The sequence below is a fragment of the Kitasatospora cineracea genome, assembly GCF_003751605.1.
Lineage (GTDB): Bacteria > Actinomycetota > Actinomycetes > Streptomycetales > Streptomycetaceae > Kitasatospora > Kitasatospora cineracea.
The window spans coordinates 1264005-1280721 of sequence record NZ_RJVJ01000001.1; the positions used below are offsets into that span (position 1 = coordinate 1264005).

Below are 16717 nucleotides of genomic sequence, written 5' to 3' on the forward strand. Positions count from 1 at the left end.
TTTCAACGGCGATAAGACCGCCCTGACCTGGGCAGACGTTCCGGCAGCCGTTCAGGTGGCGCGGGGCGGCGAAATCCTGCGGGCGCGGCCTCGCAGACGCGTGGGGCCGTGTACCGTCGCCCTCGATGGACATCCGCCACACGCCCGCCTTCGCGGGCCCGCCCAGGCCGGGCCCCCTCCGGGCGCCGCGGCCCGCCGCGCTGCGCGCGGGGTCCGGGCGGGCAACGCGGGCCGGGGTGTTCGCGGTGGCGGCGACGGTGCTGGCCTCGGTGGCGCACCATGTCGCCGATCCGGCCGGGCCCCGCCCGGGCGTGCTCGCCGCCGTCGCCGCCACCGCGTTCCTCCTCGCGCTGCCGCGCGCCGGCCGGCAGTGGTCGCACCGCTCGGCGGCTGCCCTGATGTGCGCGACGCAGATCGCCTCCCACCTGCTGTTGAGCGCGCACCCCTCCGCGATGGCGATGGAGATGGACGACGGGAGGCGGCTGGCACAGGGAGCCGCGCTGGTCCTGCACGCCGGCGGGACCGTCGCGGTCGCGGCGCTGCTGCACGCCGCCGACGCCCGCGCCTGCTACCTGAGCGCTGCTGCGGGCCGGATCGCGGCCCGACTGCTGCACCTGCTCGCCCGGGCATGGCAGGTGGCCGCACCCGCCTACCTGTCCGCGGGCGCCGTGCGGCGCGCAGCGCGCCCGGCGCACCTGGGCGCGGGTCGAGTCCTGACCCACGCGGTACGGCGCAGGGGGCCTCCGGCCGGACAGCGGTGACAGCCGCCCTCCGGCCCTTCCCTTTTTCGCGCGGCCTGGCTGCCGCGCGCCCTCTTGCGCTTTCGGAGCCCCTTCATGACCAACCGCACCCTGCGCGTCGGCACCACACTGGCCGGCGCGGCCACCGTCCTGCTCGCCCTGGCGACGCCCGCCCTCGCGCACTCCGAGGTGTCCGCCTCCGACGCCCGTGCGCTCGCCGAGAACGTGACGCTCACCTTCACCTCGGAGGCCGAGTCCACCAGCGCCGGCATCCAGAAGATCCAGATCGTCCTGCCGGACGGCGTGCCGGTGCAGAGCGTCGCGCTCAAGGACGCCCCCACCGGGTGGACCCTCACGCCCGACGCCACCGGCTACACGGTGCAGGGCCCGGCGCTGCCGGTGGGCGACAACGCGAAGCACAGCATCGTGGTGCGCCAGCTGCCCCAGGGCGAGAGCCTGCCGTTCAAGACCATCGAGACCTACAGCAACGGCAAGGTCTCGCGCTGGATCGAGATGTCGCAGAACGGCAGCGAGCCGGAGAACCCGGCTCCCGTCCTCGAGCTGAAGCCGCCCGCCCCCGGCGCCACCCCGCTGCCCGCCGCCCCGGCTGCGAGCACCGCCCCGTCGCCGTCCCCGACCCCCTCCGTCTCGTCCTCCGCCCCGGCACAGCCCGCCCCGGCCGTCTCGTCGTCTTCCGCCGCACCCGAGGCCACGGCGAAGGACGACGGCGGCAACACCGGACTGGTGGTCGCCGTGGTCCTCGCGGCCTTGGTCGTCGCGTCGTTCCCGATCGCGATGTGGATCAAGCGCCGCACCCGCACCAGCGCCTGACACGACAGGTCGACGGCCCCGGCAGCGCGCACCCGCGGCTGCCGGGGCCGTCCCGTGCTGCGCACCGGCTTGCCGGGCGAGCGCGATGCCCTCTGCCTGTGATCGGGGCGCGCTGCCCGGAGCCCAGACCGTTGGCCCGGTGCAGCGGGGACTCTCCGGCCCGGCAAGGGCCGCTCCCGCGCCCGGGCGGGGACGGGATCAAGAGCGGCAGTCGCAGCCGGGTCGGCAATCGCACGCATCGCCAGCAGGGCCCTCCGCCGCCGCGACGGCGGAGGGCGCGCAGCAGCCCTTGCCCTGCCAGGCGTCGCGGCCTTCCTTGACGGCGATGACGGCGATGACCAAGGCGGCGGCGGGATCGGCCCAGGACCAGCCCAGGACGGCGTTCAGCAGCAGGCCGGCCAGCAGGACCGCGGAGAGGTAGGTGCACAGAAGGGTCTGCTTGGAGTCGGCGACCGCGCTGGCGGAGCCGAGTTCGCGCCCTGCCCGACGCTGGGCCGCGGACAGGAAGGGCATGATCGCCAGCGACAGGGCGGCGAGGACCAGGCCCGGAAAGGAGCGTTCGGCATCACCGCTGCCGGCCAACGCCCGCAGGGAGTCGACGGAGACGTAGGCGGCGAGGGCGAAGAACGAGAGGGCGATGACGCGCAGGGCGGTCTTCTCGCGAGCCTCGCGCACGACGTGCTCGCGGGCGGAGAACTGCCAGGCGACGGCGGCGGCCGAAGACACCTCGATGACCGAGTCCAGGCCGAAGCCCACCAGGGCGGTCGACGACGCGGCGGTGCCAGCCGCGAGGGCGACGGCCGCCTCGACCGTGTTGTAGGCGATCGTTGCGGCGACCAGCAGGCGTATGCGGCGGGCGAGTACCTCGCGGCGGGCGGGGGTGGGGCCCAGGGAGAGGGTGGCCACCTCAGCAGCAGCCCTTCTCGTCAGCCTCGGCGCAGGTGCGGTCCGTCTCGACGGCGACCACGGCGGAGCGCAGGTCGTCCAGGGCGTGGCCGAGGCGGGTGTCGGCGAGTTCGTAGCGGGTGCGACGCCCGACGGGGACGGCGACCACCAGGCCGCAGTCGCGCAGGCAGGCGAGGTGGTTGGACAGCCGGGTGCGGGAGATCCCCAGCTTCTCGGCCAAATCCGCCGGGTGGGCGGGGGCCTCGCGCAGGGCGAGCAGGATGCGGCAGCGGATCGGGTCGGCGAGGGCGCGGCCGAAGCGCGCCAGGACCTCGACCTCGGAAGGGAGTGTCAGCACCCACTCACAGTACAAGAAGTCATGAATTCAGAAAACTATGAACCATGCGTCGGCACCACGGCCCCACCCGAAGGCCGGGAACTCCGCTGCACGCACCCCGCGAGATGCCGGGCCGGGTCGACGCAGGCGGCCTTCGACCCTTCGGACGGGAGCCGGATCCCCCCTTCGGGTGGCGACACCCCCGGGCTCCCCCGCGTACGCGCGCTGCCGTTCGAGGACGGCCGCCGCCTCCGCGACCTTGGCGGCCAAGGCGTGGCCCCGCCCTCGAAAGGTCGGCCGCCGCACTGGATTCGCACACCCCCTGATGCGAACTTTAAGTATCCGATCAAGTACTTTGAGTGATATGACGGGATGGTGCGGGCCGAAGCGCGAGTGGAGACTCGCCTGCGCCGTCGTCGTCCTGCTCGCCGCGCTGGTGCACGTACTGGTGTGCGCGCACGGCCCCCTGTCCGGCACCGGGCCCACCGCGGACTCGCTCCCGGCCGCCGCCGCGCACTGCCCCGGCCCCGCCACCCCGCACGACGGCACCGGCCACCAGGCCACCTGCGAGAGCGCCGACCAGCCCGCCACCGCACACCAGCAGCAGGACGCCCCCCGCGCCTTTGACACTTCGGCCCCCGCGCCCGAAACCGCCGGCCCCGGCTCGGTTCCCGTTCTGCGCCGGGCCGACACCGAACCGGGACCTGCCACCGGCGGGCACACGAGAGCCTCCCTCGGGATCTGGCGGACCTGAGCGGGCCCGCCGCTGCGCCGCGCCCGCCGGGTGCGCGCCGCGGCAGCCGCGTCCGCTCCTTCCGCCTCCCACCCACCGGCCCCGCCGCGCCCCGCCGCGGCACGCGGGCCGCAGGAGATCCCGCCATGACCGTCACCACTGCCTTCCCCGGCCGGACCGAAAGCGCCCCCGAGGCTCCCGGCCAGTTCCTCGCCCCGTCCGCCGCCTCCGCCCGCACACCCGCCGGGCTGGTGGGCAACACCCCCGTCCTGTGGGTCGGCGACCCGTTCACCGCCGCGGGCCACGGCTTCTGGGCCAAGCTGGAGGGCCGCAATCCCGGCGGCATCAAGGACCGCCCCGCCCTGCACATGGTCCGCGCCGCCCGGGAGCGCGGCGACCTGCTTCCCGGAGCCCGGATCGTGGAGTCCACCTCCGGCACTCTGGGCCTGGGCCTGGCCCTGGCCGGCCTCACCCACCACCACCCCGTCACCGTCGTCACCGACCCGGAGATCGAGCCGCTGATGACGGGCCTGCTCACCGCGCACGGCGCCGACGTCGTCGTGGTCGATGCCCCGCACCCGGTCGGCGGCTGGCAGCAGGCCCGCCGCGACGCGGTCCGCGACGTGCTCGCCGCCCACCCCGGCTCCTGGTGCCCCGACCAGTACAACAACCCCGACAACGCGGCCGCCTACCGCCCGCTCGCCCTCGAACTCCTCGCCCAACTCGGCCGCATCGACACCCTGGTCGTCAGCGTCGGCACCGGCGGCCACTCCGCCGGCATCGCCGGCGTCCTGCGCGAGTACTTCCCCCACCTGCGCGTCGTCGGCGTCGACACCACCGGCTCCACCATCTTCGGCCAGCCCGCCCTGCCCCGCCTCATGCGCGGCCTCGGCAGCAGCATCCACCCCCGCAACGTCGCCTACCCCCTGTTCGACGAGGTCCACTGGGTCGCCGCCCCCGAAGCCGTCTGGGCCGCCCGCACCCTGGCCGCCACCCGCTACGCCAGCGGCGGCTGGAGCGTGGGCGCCGTCGCCCTCGTCGCCCGCTGGCTCGCCGCCACCACCGCCCCCGAGACCCGCATCGCCGCCGTCTTCCCCGACGGCCCCCAGCGCTACATCGGCACCGTCTTCGACGACGACTACTGCCGCGCCCACAACCTGCTCGGCCACCGCCCGCCCGAGCACCCCGAGGAGATCGACCACCCCGGCGAGCGCACCGTCACCCGCTGGACCCGCTGCCGCACCGTCATCGACCCGCTCTCCCCCGCCGCCGCCCGCCCCCTCGCAGGCACCGCCCGATGAAGGCCCTGTGGCGGCAGACCCGCACCTTCAGCCCCACCGCACGCCTGCTGATGGCCAACCAGTTCGCCATCAACCTCGCCTTCTACATGCTGATGCCCTACCTGGCCACCCACCTCTCCGACGGCCTCGGCCTGGCCGCCTGGGCCGTCGGCCTGGTCCTGGGCATCCGCAACCTCTCCCAGCAGGGCATGTTCCTCATCGGCGGCACCCTCGCCGACCGCTACGGCTACCGCGCCCCCATCATCGCCGGGTGCCTGCTGCGCACCGCCGGGTTCGCGCTCCTGGGCTGGGCCGACTCCCTGCCCGCCCTGCTCGCCGCCTCCGCCGCCACCGGCTTCGCCGGAGCCCTGTTCAACCCCGCCGTGCGCGCCTACCTCGCCGCCGAAGCCGGCGAGCGCCGCGTCGACGCCTTCGCCGCCTTCAACGTCTACTACCAGGCCGGGATGCTGCTCGGACCGATCGTCGGCGTCGCCCTGCTCACCCTCGACTTCACCGCGGTGTGCACCACCGCCGCGGCGATCTTCGCCGCCCTCACCGCCCTGCAGTGGCGCGCCCTGCCACCCCGGCGCACACAGAGCGCCGGCGAAGAAGCAGCACCCCGCGGGAGCGTCCTGGCCCAGTGGCGCACCGTCGCCGCCAACCGCCCCTTCCTGCTGTTCTCCGCTGCGATGATCGGCTCCTACATCCTGACGTTCCAGGTCTACCTCGCCCTGCCTCTGGCAGCCGACCTCGCCCTGGGCAGCGACGGGACCAAGGCCACCACCGCCCTGTTCGTCCTCTCCGCCGCCGTCGCCGTCGCCGGCCAACTGCGCCTGACCGCCTGGGCCAAACGCACCTGGACACCCGCCCAGTCCCTCGTGCGCGGACTGGCCGCCATGGGCGCCGCCTTCCTTCCCCTGGCCGCCCTCACCCCCGACACCGGCGCCCCGGCCCGGCTGCTCGCCCTCGCCCTCGCAGTCGCCGTCCTGGCCGCCGCCGGCGCCGTCGTCTACCCCTTCGAGATGGACACCGTCGTCACCCTCTCCGGCAACCGCCTCGTCGCCACCCACTACGGCCTCTACAACACCGTCTCCGGCCTCGGCATCACCCTCGGCAACCTCGCCGTCGGAGCCCTGTGGGGCTACGGCACCCACCACCGAGCCCTGTACCTGCCCTGGCTCACCCTCGCCGCCACCGGACTGCTGTGCGCAGCGGCCCTCCACCGCCTCGCCCGCACCGGCCGCCTGCCCCGACCCGCGGCCGAGACCGTACCCGCCGCGGCATGACCGCACCGCCGCGCCGCCCCCTGCCGCAAGGGAGGCGGCGCGGCGGCGCACCACGCCGTCCACAAGCATGTGCGGGCGCCGCGCACCGGCCGGTGCGAATGCGCGCCGCACACCGGGCGGGGCACACCCTGATACCCGGCCGAAAGGCACGCCGCGGCCGACGCTGCATTGGTATTGATAACGGTCCTCAGTGCAGGCTTTGAATCCTGTGGGATTTCACGCTTTGCTGGGACCGCGCCTCCGTGGCCCGAATGCCTCCGGCACCGATTTCCCCGCGGCGGTATTCGGCATGGGATTTTCTCGGCCGCGGGCCTGTGCGCCCCGACCGGAAGCGAAGGTCCGCACGAGCGCGGAAAATCCCGCGCCGCGCCGCCGCCCTCTGTGCCGATGCGCGCGGGCACCGCGGGTGCCGGCGGACCGGAGTTAGGCAGACGGGATCGACACGATGGGCATACGCGTCCTCGCGGTGGACTTCAGCGGCACACTCGCACAGCCCGGCCCCAACCCCGACAGCGCCCTGGTCGCCGACGTGCTCCGCACACTGCCGGGGGTGTCCCTCCCGCCGGGGTTCGCCGCCGCCTTCGAGGCCGTGCACCGCCGGACCAGGGCCGCCGACCGCGAGAACAGCACCCACACGCCCTTCGCCCAGGACATCCGCCGGGCTGCAGTCCGCAGCGGCGCGCACATCCCCGACGCCGCGGCTGCCGCAGACACGGTCCTGTCGGCCCTGCCGGACGGACGCGTGGACCCCCGCGCCGCCCGGGCCGTGCACCGCCTGCACGCGGCAGGATGGCGGTGCGTCCTGGCCTGCAACACGGCCGTGCCCGAGCAGATGCGCCGCAGCACGCTCCGCGCGGCGGCCATCGACACCTGCTTCGATGCCCTGGTCCTGTCCAGCACCCTGGGCCTGCGCAAACCGCACCCCGGGTTCTACGCGGCGGTGGTGGAGGCCAGCGGCGTCGACGCCGCAGAGATCCTGTTCGTCGGGGACAACTGGGCCAAGGACGTCCTGGGCCCGCAGGCCTACGGAATGCGGGCCCTGCTCGTCGCCCCGACCGCGCCCCCGGCCTCCGCGACGGCCGGTGTCATCAGGCACTTCGCCCACCTGCCCGCCGTCCTCGGCACACCCCGCACAGACTGATCCGCCCGCCGTCCGGCAGCGTGTCGGGGCTGCTGGACGGCGGGCGGGCAAGAAGTCAGTGCTCGTGCGGCCCGGGACGGTGGACCGGGCCGTGCGTGTCCTCGCAGTGCTCCTCGCCCACCCCCTCCCCCGGGACGGGGGTGATTGCGACGTCCTGCACCGCACCGGATCCCAGGTGGTCGACCTGCAGCGTGGTGTGGGTGATGGAGTACTTCTCCCGCACCAGCGCCTCCAAGTCCCGGCGCACCGCGTGGCAGTCGCCCGAAGGCACCACCAGCACGTGCGCGGACAGCGCCGGGGAGTCGGAGCTGATCTGCCACACGTGCAGGTCGTGGACCTCGACGACACCCTCCTGCCCGGCCAGCAGGTCCCCCAGCTCGTCCGGGTCGACCCCCGCGGGCGCCGCCTCCAGGAAGATCCGGCCCGAGGCGCGGACCAGCCCGTACCCGGCGCGCAGCATCAAGACGACCACGAAGAGGGAGGCGATGGCGTCGGCGCGGGCGAACCCGGTGGTCACGACGACCACACCGGCGACAGCCGTGCCGATGAACCCGTACAGATCGGTCAGGATGTGCTGGTAGGCGCCCTCGACGTTCAGCGAGGTGCGGTTGGCCCTGGAGATGCACCACGCCGCGGCAATGTTCACGACGATGCCGACCAGCGCGGTCACGACGACCAGCCCGCCGGTGACCTCCGGCGGGGAGATGAGCCGCTGCACGGCCTCCCAGGCCAGCCACACCGACAGCAGCAGCAGAGTCAGGCCGTTGGCCATCGCGGAGAGGATCTCCGCGCGCTTGAGGCCGAAGGTGAACCCCCCACCGGCCGGCCGCGCAGCCAGCCGAATCGCCACCAGCGCCAGCGCGATCGACACCGCGTCGGTCAGCATGTGCGCGGCATCCGAGATCAGGGCCAGGGACTGAGCCGCGAAGCCGACACCGACCTCCACGACCATGAAGCCCACGATCAACAGCAGCGCGGCAGTCAACCACCGCCGGTCGGCATCGGCCGCCACCCCGTGGGAGTGCCCGTCATGGCCGCCGCCGGCACCGTGGTCGTGCCCGGCACCGTCACTGTGGTCATGGTCGTGCTCGATGGGACTGCTCACGGGCTGCTCCTGCGCTCGCCTACTAACCGGTCGGCGAAAGTGAACAGGCTTCCGCCAATAAAGGCAAAGACTGCAACGGTCTCGATTACCGATTTCATTAACGCCGCCGAGGCCGCATCGCCAGACCCGCGAAAAACGTTGAACATGATTCCCGAATCGACTTGCACGCGACAGCCCGTAGTTCGGGACAAGAGCGGCGAATGCGCACGATCAACCCTCGAAGCCGCCGAACATAAAGCGGCGCAAAGCACCGCAGCCGCGCCCGCCCGGATTACCGCAGTGCACCGGCCATGACGACAACCGCAGGACGCCGTTCCCGGGGACACAACCCGCACTGCCCCGAGGCAAGGGTCTCGTTCAGCCGACCGGCCTGTCCGACCGCGGCTCCGGCTGCTCGCCGTCCCGCGCCGAAGCGCCCTGCGCCCCCTGTCCCTGCCCCTCCCTCTGCGAGGCGCGCCCGGCTTCGATCACCTCGGCCAGGCGCTGCGGGTGGCGCGTGGACAGGTACAGGTACGGCGTGGGGTCCGCGGGGTCGGTGACCTCTACCCGCAGCGCGGTGTGGATGTAGCTGCGCAGCAGCATGAAGGCGCGGGGGTCGGACTTCCAGGTGCGCCAGGCGAGAGCCTCCTTGCGGTCCAGCGGCAGGGCCTGCCCGAGGACCTCAAGCGGCAGACGTGCCTCCCCCGCGAGGAGGACACCTTGCACGACCCGGATCCGCGGCGACCCGTAGGAGCCAAGTGCCACCGACGACAGTGCGGAGGCGAGCACCATGGCGACAAGGGAGGCCGTGAGGCCGTAGGGCAGCAGGATGAGGGCAGAGGTGAGGCCCGCTGCCACCGGCAGGAGCCACAGGGACAAGGGGGCCGAAAGGCGTTCGTCGTACATGCGGGCCGTTTCTGTGCGGGTGCCGACGGCACCAGGGTGGACTGCTTCCCACGAGGGAAGCAGGCAGGTCGGCGAGAGGCAGACCTCGGACGGCCCGCACCCGTCACTGAACTCCGCGGGTGCAGGTCGCGCCGGATCCGGAGAGCGAGGCCCCCGAAGCCGCTGGACGGGAGTTGTTCGATGTAGGGGGCCCTTCATACTGCCGCCGTCCGGGTCAAACGACATAGGCCGGGAGCGGGCTCGTGGCCGGACTGCGCGGGCCAGTCGGAGCGGCTGGGCGCTCCCCGGTATCAGGGCGACGGCTTCGACGTCGAGGCAGACGTTCGAAGTGCAGGCATCCACACCTCGCTACATGCCAGACGACGCCCCACGTTGCTGGCCGCCGCAGGTCCACCGCAAAGTGCGCCTGCGCAGTTCAGCCAACGCGAGAAGCGCTCACCGCCGGTCGGGCCCGCGGCGGCCGCGCCGACGCGGTGCCTTGATCAAACGCTGCGGCTCCGCCGACGCGGGAGGACGCCGGATTCGCCTGATGCGAAAGGTTCTCCGCCTCGGAGGCAATGAACCAGGCCACTGCGGCGACCATCCCAAGAGCCACCGCAGCGGACACGCAAACGGTGATGATCTTGTTACGCCGCTGGCGCTGCTGTTCAGCGACGCTCAGGACAGCACGTCGCGATTCCGCCTGTCTCTGATTGGAACCCATACTCGATGTCCTCACTGCACGCCGGGCATGTCCCGGGCCAACGTCAGACCGTCCGCTCAACAAGCAGGTCGGCGCGGCGGGCAGGACTTGGATCCGAAGCAGCCGCACAAGGCAGCCCCGGAGACGCAAACCGGCCAGGGCCGCAACCGGACCCCTCCCCGATCTACTAACTTACTTAGATTATGCAGGTTTGAAACTGGCCGCGTTCCACAAGGTCGGGCAAACCCGGATCCAAGCTGCCCCATCGTTCAAGACCTGTCGGACCCCGCCCATCCGATACATCCAGATGGGCAGGTACATCAGAGGCCTCACCGATGTCCGACTCAGGCCCGGATCGGGCCTGGACGCCTGTCAGGATGGGCGATGAAGACGTACCTAGTCGCCGTGGCGTTCGAGAGGCCGAACAGCCTCATCAGGTGCAGAGGGTCGGCGGAATGGCGGGCCTCACTGAGGATGCGATCGGTGCGTAGCACTGAAGCAGTCAGGCCGATGGCACGGAACTGTCTTTGGACCAGTTCGGCGCTGACGGCGGGGCCGGTGAAGGCGACGGCGGCCTGCCGGCTCACGATCAGGTAGGGGTTGGTGCTGTCGGGCCAGCGCCGGTGCCGCTCCCTGATCCAGGCGGAGGCGAGGACGAGTAGGAGGCTGTCGAGGCACACGACATGGTCGCGGTGGTGGGCGCGGCACACACGCTGGCGGGCCGGTGGCGATCAAGGCCCTCCAGGCACAGGGCTGCGATCTGGTAGGGCTGGAGTGCGCGGACGGCAGCGAGGACGACGATGAGGCGGCTGCGGGAGTCGGGGAATCGGGGAATCGGGGAATCGGGGAGTCGGTCGAGAATGCCGATGAGCCGGTCGGAGGCCAACGTGGCGCGTCGGCTCTCTCAGGTTTTGATCTACGGATCGTGACTTACCACGACAGGTCCGGAGCCGAGTGGAGGGCAGTGGACATGGGTGGAAAGGGGGTCTGCGGGGGCGGTTCGGGGGCCTCGTCCCCGCACCGTCCCCGCACCGGTCCGCAATTCAGGCATTCCGGGCACCATTCCGAGTGGCGCGAGCGAGCCCCGAACCGCCCCGGACACGAAGAAGGCCAGGTCAGACGGTGTCTGACCTGGCCTCAAGTCGGGTGGGCCGCCAGGGGTTCGAACCCTGAACCTACGGATTAAAAGTCCGCAGCTCTGCCAATTGAGCTAGCGGCCCGCGGCAGGCGTGGACCGGGTGGGACAGCGCCTGCCGGGGTGATCCTACCTGGTGCCCGGTGGGGGAGGGCCAGCGGATTGCCGGGCGGGTCGCGGGGGGCGGCGGGGGAGCCGACGGGGGGTCAGGGGGTGGGGAGGTGGGCGGCGCGGACCCGGTGCAGCCAGGCTTCGACGGGGCGTTCGTCGGGGGCGGCGGGGAGGGTGCCGGGGCGGTCGAAGCGGGCCTCGGCGTCGGCGAGCAGGGCGGTGGCGTCCTCGGGGCGGTCCGCGTAGCGCTCGCCGAGGGCGCGGACGTGCTCGGGGTCGGGGAGCCGGATCTCCAACTGCCCGGTCTCGTGCAGGGCGACGCCCTGGCGGACCAGCCGGACCAGGTGCCGGGCGTGCTTGGCGGCCCTGGCCCGGCCGGCCGGGTCGGTGCGGTCGCGGGCGGCGAGCTTGCGCAACTGCTGGTCGGCGTAGCCCAGGTAGGCGCGGCGGACCGCCGGGCCGGACAGGAGGGACTCCCGCAGCCCGATCAGCTCCTCGCCGAGCGGCGTCCGCACCTCGTACAACTCCCCCGGCAGCCAGACGAGTTCGGTGGCGGTCGGATTGCCGTTGAGCGCCAGCCGGCACCACTTGGCGGCCTCGTGCAGCGTCCGGTCCGGGGCGGTGGTGACGTGCGACTCGACGGGCCGGTGCAGGCCGTGGAAGGCCACGGTGGGCGCCGCGAACAGCCCGAGCCGGTCGAGGTCGGACCCGGCGTGCGCCAGCCCGTACGCGGTGGAGCCGACGATGCCGGAGAGCAGGACGTTCACGGGCGACGCCTCCTCGGCGGACGCGGGCGGACACAGACGGAAGCGGACCGGATCGGCCGGGAACAGCCCCGAAACGGTCAGGAGCGGCCGGGAAAGGACCGCCCCCGCAGTCTCGCCCGCCGCGCCCCGCCCGCGCGAACGATTTCCACCCGCCACCCGCACACAGGCACCGAACCCTCAGTCCCTGTCCGGCAGTTCGAGCGGCAGGTAGCCGTACCCGACCGACCCCGGCACGCTGTCGCGCAGGCCGTCCAGCAGTTCCCGCGGCGGCGTCGCGTACACGGTGGTGTAGTGGTGCTCGCCGAGTGCCGGGTCGTTGGCCCAGGCGGGCCGCTCCTCGGCGGGGGTGGTGGCGAAGTGCCCGTCCGCGCCGTTCCGGTTGCCCCGGCCGTCCAGCCGGACCCACCACGGACTGCCGGGCAGCAGAACGCCGTTGAGCCCGTGCAGCACGTCGAGCTTCTGGTAGCACAGGCCGGCCGGGATGCCGTTGGCGCGCAGCAGTGCGGCGAGCAGGTGCGACTTGCCATGGCAGATCGCGTTGCCGGCGGCGAGCACGTCGGAGGCCCGGTAGGCGGCCGACCAGTGGCCGACGTCCGCCGAGTGGTCGATCCGGTCCCGGACGTGCTCGAACACCGCCTCGGCGGTCCGCACCGGGTCGGCCCGCCGCAGTTCGGCGGCGAGGGCGACGATCGCGGGGTGGTCGTGGTCGACGACGGCGTCGGCGGCGAGGTAGGCGGCCAGGTCCGGCCGGTCGGTGCGCAGCGGGCCGTGGGGGGAGACGGAGAGGTCCATGGCAGTGATGCTCGACCGCCGACTGCACGACCCGCAAAGGGATTTCACTCGGTGGGATAGCGTCGGCGGCAACACCGTCGTGGACGAAGGAGCGGTCGGCATGACCCAGCAGAGCGTGGCGCAGGACGAGGTACTGGTGGTCACCGGCGGCGGCCGCGGCATCGGCGCGGCCACCGCGCTGCTCGCCGCCGGACGCGGCTACCGGGTGTGCGTCAACTACCGCAGCGACCAGGAGTCGGCGGACGCCGTGGTGGCGCGGATCCGCTCCGCGGGCGGCACCGCGATCGCCGTCCGCGCGGACGTCTCGCACACCGCGGGGGTGACCGCGCTGTTCGACACCGTCGACCGCGAACTCGGCACCCTCACCGCGCTGGTGAACAACGCGGGCACGCTGGAGAAGCAGAGCCGGCTGGACGAGCTCGACGAGGACCGGCTGAACCGGATCTGGGCGGCCAACATCACCGGCCCGTTCCTGTGCGCGGCCGCGGCGGTGCGCCGGATGTCCACCCGGTACGGCGGCCGGGGCGGGGCGATCGTCAACGTCGGCTCGGCGGCGTCCCGGCTGGGCTCGCCGAACGAGTACGTCGACTACGCGGCGTCCAAGGGCGCGCTGGACTCGATGACCACCGGGCTGTCGCTGGAGGTCGCGGCCGAGGGCATCCGGGTCAACGCCGTCCGCCCGGGCCTGATCCACACCGGCATCCACGCCCTGGGCGGCGAGCCCGGCCGGGTCGACCGGATCGGCCCCAACCTCCCGATGGGGCGCGGCGGACAGCCCGAGGAGATCGCCGAGACGATCCTCTACCTGCTCTCCTCCGCCGCCTCGTACGTCACGGGCGCCTTCCTGGACGCGGCCGGCGGCCGCTGACCGCACCACCAACCCACCCCGCCGCCGCCGGGCCACCCCGCCACCCCGCCACCCCGCCACCCCGCCACCCCGCCACCCCGCCACCCCGCCACCGAACCAGTACCGGCCCGCGCCGGTACCGGTTCGGTGAACGCCCCGGCCCGGCGTCGGCCCCTGCCCCTACCGTGGAACGCATGACCGAGACCGAGATCGCCGCCGCGCCGTTCCTCGACATCCCCGACCTCCCCAACCTCCGCGACGCCGGGGCCGGCGTCTACCGTCCCGGGCTGCTCTACCGCTCGGCGACCCTCAACCACCTCACCGACGAGGGCCTGCGGCGCTTCGCGGAACTCGGCATCCGCACCGTCCTGGACCTGCGCAGCACCCCCGAGGTCGCCCAGTACCCGGACCGCCTGCCCGACGGCGTCGACTACCTGCACCTGCCGATGCTGCCCGACCCGGCCACCACCGACCGGCTCTGGCCCGAGGACCAGGCCGCGCTCTACCCGTTCATGGCCGAGACCGGCGGCATCGCCCTCGCCGCCGCCGTCCGCGCCCTGGCCACCGGCGCCCCGCTGCTGGTGCACTGCGCCGTCGGCAAGGACCGCACCGGCCTGACCATCGCCGTCCTGCAGACCTTGGCCGGCCTCCCGCTCGACGCCGTCACCGCCGACTTCCTCCGCTCCAACACCGGCCTCGGCCTCGACCGCGGCCCAGTCCCCTACACCGACGCCGCCGGAGTCGAACGCCTCTCCCGCCCCGTCGAAGCCGCCCACCTGCACGCCGCCCTCGACCACGCCACCACCCGCCACGGCTCCCTCACCGCCTACCTCCGCAACCACGGCGCCACCGACCCCGACCTCACCACCCTCCGCACCCTGGGCCCGGCGTGACGACGCTCCACCAGCCGCTCACCGAAACCGAACTGCTGGCCGCCCTGCGCACGTTGAACCGGTCCGGCCTGCGCGGGGGCGGTCGTGCCCCGCACAAGCCGCTGCTGCTGCTCTGGCTGGTCGACCGGTTCGCCGCGTCCGGCAACAGCGAGACCCGGTACGAGGAGGTCGCGGAGCCGGTCGGCCGGCTGATCGCCCAGTACACCGCTGCCGTCTCGACCCCCGACGGGGAGCGCGCCGCACTGCCGTTCCGGCTGCTGGAGACCGAACTGTGGGCGGCCACCGACGCCTTCTCCCAGCCGCTGCCGGAGCAAGCGAGCCACCGCCGGCTGCTCGACCTGGGCGCCCGCGGCCGCCTGCGCCCGGCGGTCGAGGAACTGCTGGGCGACCGGCGCGTCCGGGACCGGGTCCGCACCCTGCTGCTCGCCGAGGCGATCGGCAGCGACAGCGACACCGGCACCGGCAGCAACACCGGCACCAGCGCCGGCAGCAGCAGCACCCTGGAGCAGTCCGTCCGGGACGCCCTGCCGCCCGCCGAGCCCCGGTACCGGCAGGAGACCCGGCGGGTCCGCGACAGCCGGTTCGCCCGCGCGGTCCTCCCGCTGTACGGGAACGCCTGCGCCGTCTGCGGGTTCAGCGGCCGGATCGGTCCGGCCCCGGTGGGCGTGGAGGCCGCCCACGTCCACGGCCACGCCGACGGCGGGCCGGACGTGGTGCAGAACGGCATCGCCCTGTGCGCCCTGCACCACGCCCTGTTCGACCAGGGCGTGCTCGGGCTGACCGAGCACCTGACGATCATGGTCTCGCCGCACTTCACCCACACCGGGGACCACCGGGGCCCTGCGGTCACCGCCCTCGCGGGCCTCCCCGTCCGGCTCCCCGCCGACCCCGGGCACCGACTCGCCCCGCAGTACGTCGCCTGGCACGCCGAGCACGTCTTCCGGCACTGACCGCGCCCGACCCCGCCCGGGTGTCCCGACCGCCGTTCCCCGTCCGGTGGGCGGCTCGTTAGGAGCGTTACCGTGGGCGGTGCGCCCACCGGTGCGCCCACCAGCACGCCCAGTCCGCTACCTGCCGCCCGTCGCCACTCGCCGTGAGCCGTCGTGAAGGAGTCCGTCCCATGGCCCGTTTCCCCGCCACCGCCGCCGTCGCCGCCACCGGGCTGATCGGCGGGTACGCGACCGCCCGGTTCAGTGGGCGGCGGGAGTGGGGCGGGGCCGTGCTGGCGGCGGCCGGGGCGACGGCCGCGGTGCGCTGGGGGCGGCGTTCGGGTGCGCCCGCCGCGGCGGGGCTGACCGCGCTGTACCTGGCCGCGTTCGGCGGCTCGCACCCGCTGGCGAAGAAGATCGGCGCCTGGCCGGCCGTGCTGACGGTGACGGGCGTGGTGGCCGCCGCGTCCGCGCTGGCCACCGGCGACTGAACGGGCGGCGGGCGGGGCCCGGTTCAGCTCCCGAAGCGCGCCGCGAAGGCCGTCCGGTTCGCGGAGGGCTCGCTGCGGTCCCAGACCGCGAACACCACCCGGTCGAAGGCCCCGCCCCACTCGTCCAGGGCCTGTCCGAAGGCGGCCGCCACCTCCGCCGGGTCGTTGCGGAACACGCCGCAGCCCCAGGCGCCCAGCACCAGGTCCCGCGCGCCGTGCCGGGCGGCGACGGCCAGCACCCGCCGGGCCCGTTCGGCCAGCACCGGGCCGAGGTCGAGCGGACGGCCGGGCGAACGCAGCGCCAGCTGGCCCGCGTTGGGTGCGGGCGAGGTGAGGAAGCCGACCCGGTGGGTGCGTTCGAGCAGTTCGCCCCGGTCGTCCCGGAGCACCGGCACGTCCGGCGACCAGATCACCCGGTGGCTGTAGCGCAGGTCGGTGGAGGCCCGGTGCGCCTCGTAGTAGTCGGGGGCCTCGATCAGGCAGCGGTACAGCAGCGCGGAGCGGCAGACGTCCTCCTCCTGGGCCTTCGCCCCGCGCAGGTAGCCGCCGCCGGGGTTGCGCGCGGACGCGAAGTTGAGCACCGCGACGCCCCGCCCGCCGTCGGCGACCAGCCGCCGGGCCGCCTGCATGCTGCCCTCGCCGGTCACCTCGGCCGCCCCGGCGGCCAGCGGGCCCGGGCCGGGCCCGAACTCCGCGTCCGGCGGGTACGAGACCGTCCCGGCCCGGGCCGCGGCCAGCTCCTCGGCGATCCGCACCACCGCCCCGCCCGGGCTCCGGTACTCGCCCTGGTCGGCGATCTGCTCGTTCTGCGCGGCCACGGCCTTCTGCCTACTGCTCATGCCTGGGA

The 16717-nt window shown here is 73.7% G+C and carries 19 protein-coding genes and 1 tRNA gene; 10 read left to right on the forward strand and 10 right to left on the reverse strand.

Features of this window, described 5'->3' with window-relative positions; genetic code table 11:
- Positions 1–125: 125 nt before the first annotated feature.
- Together EDD39_RS05660 and EDD39_RS05665 are read left to right on the forward strand one after the other, a co-directional pair.
- Positions 126–761: a hypothetical protein gene (locus tag EDD39_RS05660; protein WP_100837060.1), complete on the forward strand. Its 636-nt coding sequence runs from the start codon at positions 126–128 to the stop codon at positions 759–761.
- A gap of 75 nt (positions 762–836) precedes the next feature.
- Positions 837–1571, forward strand: a complete 735-nt coding sequence (locus EDD39_RS05665) for a DUF1775 domain-containing protein (RefSeq protein ID WP_100837061.1) — start codon at positions 837–839, stop codon at positions 1569–1571.
- Positions 1572–1769: 198 nt separating this feature from the next.
- Here the strand turns inward: EDD39_RS05665 and EDD39_RS05670 are convergent, their stop codons facing one another.
- Positions 1770–2477, reverse strand: a complete 708-nt coding sequence (locus tag EDD39_RS05670) for a cation efflux transmembrane domain-containing protein (RefSeq protein ID WP_100837062.1) — start codon at positions 2475–2477, stop codon at positions 1770–1772.
- Position 2478: 1 nt separating this feature from the next.
- Positions 2479–2814: an ArsR/SmtB family transcription factor gene (locus EDD39_RS05675; protein ID WP_100837063.1), complete on the reverse strand. Its 336-nt coding sequence runs from the start codon at positions 2812–2814 to the stop codon at positions 2479–2481.
- Between the two features lie 343 nt (positions 2815–3157).
- Here EDD39_RS05675 and EDD39_RS05680 point away from each other — a divergent pair, with 343 nt between their 5' ends.
- The 4 genes from EDD39_RS05680 to EDD39_RS05695 all read left to right on the forward strand — a co-directional run bounded on the left by EDD39_RS05680 (position 3158) and on the right by EDD39_RS05695 (position 7233).
- On the forward strand, positions 3158–3547 hold the full coding sequence (locus EDD39_RS05680; RefSeq protein ID WP_100837064.1) for a hypothetical protein: 390 nt from the start codon (positions 3158–3160) through the stop codon (positions 3545–3547).
- A 125-nt stretch (positions 3548–3672) separates the two neighbouring features.
- Complete coding sequence (locus tag EDD39_RS05685) at positions 3673–4827, forward strand: PLP-dependent cysteine synthase family protein (protein ID WP_100837065.1); 1155 nt, start codon at positions 3673–3675, stop codon at positions 4825–4827.
- Positions 4824–6092 carry an MFS transporter gene (locus EDD39_RS05690; RefSeq protein WP_100837066.1) on the forward strand — a complete coding sequence of 423 codons (1269 nt, stop codon included), beginning with the start codon at positions 4824–4826 and terminating at the stop codon, positions 6090–6092. Before EDD39_RS05685 ends, EDD39_RS05690 begins: the two co-directional genes overlap by 4 nt.
- A 445-nt stretch (positions 6093–6537) precedes the next feature.
- Positions 6538–7233, forward strand: coding sequence for an HAD family hydrolase (locus EDD39_RS05695; protein ID WP_100837067.1), 696 nt, complete (start codon positions 6538–6540; stop codon positions 7231–7233).
- 55 nt (positions 7234–7288) lie between these two features.
- Here the strand turns inward: EDD39_RS05695 and EDD39_RS05700 are convergent, their stop codons facing one another.
- The 7 genes from EDD39_RS05700 to EDD39_RS05725 form a co-directional block, all read right to left on the reverse strand.
- Positions 7289–8338: a cation diffusion facilitator family transporter gene (locus EDD39_RS05700; protein WP_425269647.1), complete on the reverse strand. Its 1050-nt coding sequence runs from the start codon at positions 8336–8338 to the stop codon at positions 7289–7291.
- A 357-nt stretch (positions 8339–8695) separates the two neighbouring features.
- The gene (locus EDD39_RS05705) at positions 8696–9223 is read right to left on the reverse strand and encodes a DUF3093 domain-containing protein (RefSeq protein ID WP_100837068.1); all 528 of its coding nucleotides are present in this window, start codon (positions 9221–9223) and stop codon (positions 8696–8698) included.
- A gap of 415 nt (positions 9224–9638) precedes the next feature.
- Entirely contained in the window at positions 9639–9926 is a 288-nt protein-coding gene (locus tag EDD39_RS38895; protein ID WP_148089392.1) for a hypothetical protein, read from the reverse strand.
- Between the two features lie 323 nt (positions 9927–10249).
- Positions 10250–10585, reverse strand: a complete 336-nt coding sequence (locus EDD39_RS40640; protein ID WP_148089393.1) for a hypothetical protein — start codon at positions 10583–10585, stop codon at positions 10250–10252.
- A gap of 467 nt (positions 10586–11052) precedes the next feature.
- Positions 11053–11125: transfer RNA gene (locus EDD39_RS05715), tRNA-Lys, on the reverse strand.
- 121 nt (positions 11126–11246) lie between these two features.
- The gene (locus EDD39_RS05720; protein ID WP_244256613.1) at positions 11247–11918 is read right to left on the reverse strand and encodes a nucleotidyltransferase domain-containing protein; all 672 of its coding nucleotides are present in this window, start codon (positions 11916–11918) and stop codon (positions 11247–11249) included.
- A gap of 177 nt (positions 11919–12095) precedes the next feature.
- The gene (locus EDD39_RS05725) at positions 12096–12710 is read right to left on the reverse strand and encodes a transglutaminase-like domain-containing protein (RefSeq protein WP_123553679.1); all 615 of its coding nucleotides are present in this window, start codon (positions 12708–12710) and stop codon (positions 12096–12098) included.
- 100 nt (positions 12711–12810) lie between these two features.
- Between EDD39_RS05725 and EDD39_RS05730 the strand changes: the two genes are divergently transcribed.
- The 4 genes from EDD39_RS05730 to EDD39_RS05745 all read left to right on the forward strand — a co-directional run bounded on the left by EDD39_RS05730 (position 12811) and on the right by EDD39_RS05745 (position 15870).
- Positions 12811–13578 (forward strand): SDR family oxidoreductase, encoded by a 768-nt coding sequence (locus EDD39_RS05730; protein ID WP_123553681.1) that lies wholly within the window; start codon positions 12811–12813, stop codon positions 13576–13578.
- A 173-nt stretch (positions 13579–13751) separates the two neighbouring features.
- Positions 13752–14450 (forward strand): tyrosine-protein phosphatase, encoded by a 699-nt coding sequence (locus EDD39_RS05735; RefSeq protein ID WP_123553684.1) that lies wholly within the window; start codon positions 13752–13754, stop codon positions 14448–14450.
- The gene (locus EDD39_RS05740; RefSeq protein WP_123553686.1) at positions 14447–15400 is read left to right on the forward strand and encodes a phosphorothioated DNA-binding restriction endonuclease; all 954 of its coding nucleotides are present in this window, start codon (positions 14447–14449) and stop codon (positions 15398–15400) included. The genes EDD39_RS05735 and EDD39_RS05740 overlap by 4 nt, the downstream gene beginning before the upstream one ends.
- 170 nt (positions 15401–15570) lie before the next feature.
- On the forward strand, positions 15571–15870 hold the full coding sequence (locus EDD39_RS05745; RefSeq protein ID WP_123553688.1) for a hypothetical protein: 300 nt from the start codon (positions 15571–15573) through the stop codon (positions 15868–15870).
- A 23-nt stretch (positions 15871–15893) separates the two neighbouring features.
- Here the strand turns inward: EDD39_RS05745 and EDD39_RS05750 are convergent, their stop codons facing one another.
- On the reverse strand, positions 15894–16709 hold the full coding sequence (locus EDD39_RS05750) for a TIGR02452 family protein (RefSeq protein ID WP_123553690.1): 816 nt from the start codon (positions 16707–16709) through the stop codon (positions 15894–15896).
- Positions 16710–16717: the final 8 nt, after the last annotated feature.

Coding starts and splice junctions, on each gene's coding strand:
- EDD39_RS05660 (WP_100837060.1), top strand. CDS start 126: ATGGACATCCGCCACACGCCCGCCTTCGCGGGCCCGCCCAGGCCGGGC.
- EDD39_RS05665 (WP_100837061.1), top strand. CDS start 837: ATGACCAACCGCACCCTGCGCGTCGGCACCACACTGGCCGGCGCGGCC.
- EDD39_RS05680 (WP_100837064.1), top strand. CDS start 3,158: ATGACGGGATGGTGCGGGCCGAAGCGCGAGTGGAGACTCGCCTGCGCC.
- EDD39_RS05685 (WP_100837065.1), top strand. CDS start 3,673: ATGACCGTCACCACTGCCTTCCCCGGCCGGACCGAAAGCGCCCCCGAG.
- EDD39_RS05690 (WP_100837066.1), top strand. CDS start 4,824: ATGAAGGCCCTGTGGCGGCAGACCCGCACCTTCAGCCCCACCGCACGC.
- EDD39_RS05695 (WP_100837067.1), top strand. CDS start 6,538: ATGGGCATACGCGTCCTCGCGGTGGACTTCAGCGGCACACTCGCACAG.
- EDD39_RS05705 (WP_100837068.1), bottom strand. CDS start 9,223: ATGTACGACGAACGCCTTTCGGCCCCCTTGTCCCTGTGGCTCCTGCCG.
- EDD39_RS38895 (WP_148089392.1), bottom strand. CDS start 9,926: ATGGGTTCCAATCAGAGACAGGCGGAATCGCGACGTGCTGTCCTGAGC.
- EDD39_RS05725 (WP_123553679.1), bottom strand. CDS start 12,710: ATGGACCTCTCCGTCTCCCCCCACGGCCCGCTGCGCACCGACCGGCCG.
- EDD39_RS05730 (WP_123553681.1), top strand. CDS start 12,811: ATGACCCAGCAGAGCGTGGCGCAGGACGAGGTACTGGTGGTCACCGGC.
- EDD39_RS05735 (WP_123553684.1), top strand. CDS start 13,752: ATGACCGAGACCGAGATCGCCGCCGCGCCGTTCCTCGACATCCCCGAC.
- EDD39_RS05745 (WP_123553688.1), top strand. CDS start 15,571: ATGGCCCGTTTCCCCGCCACCGCCGCCGTCGCCGCCACCGGGCTGATC.
- EDD39_RS05750 (WP_123553690.1), bottom strand. CDS start 16,709: ATGAGCAGTAGGCAGAAGGCCGTGGCCGCGCAGAACGAGCAGATCGCC.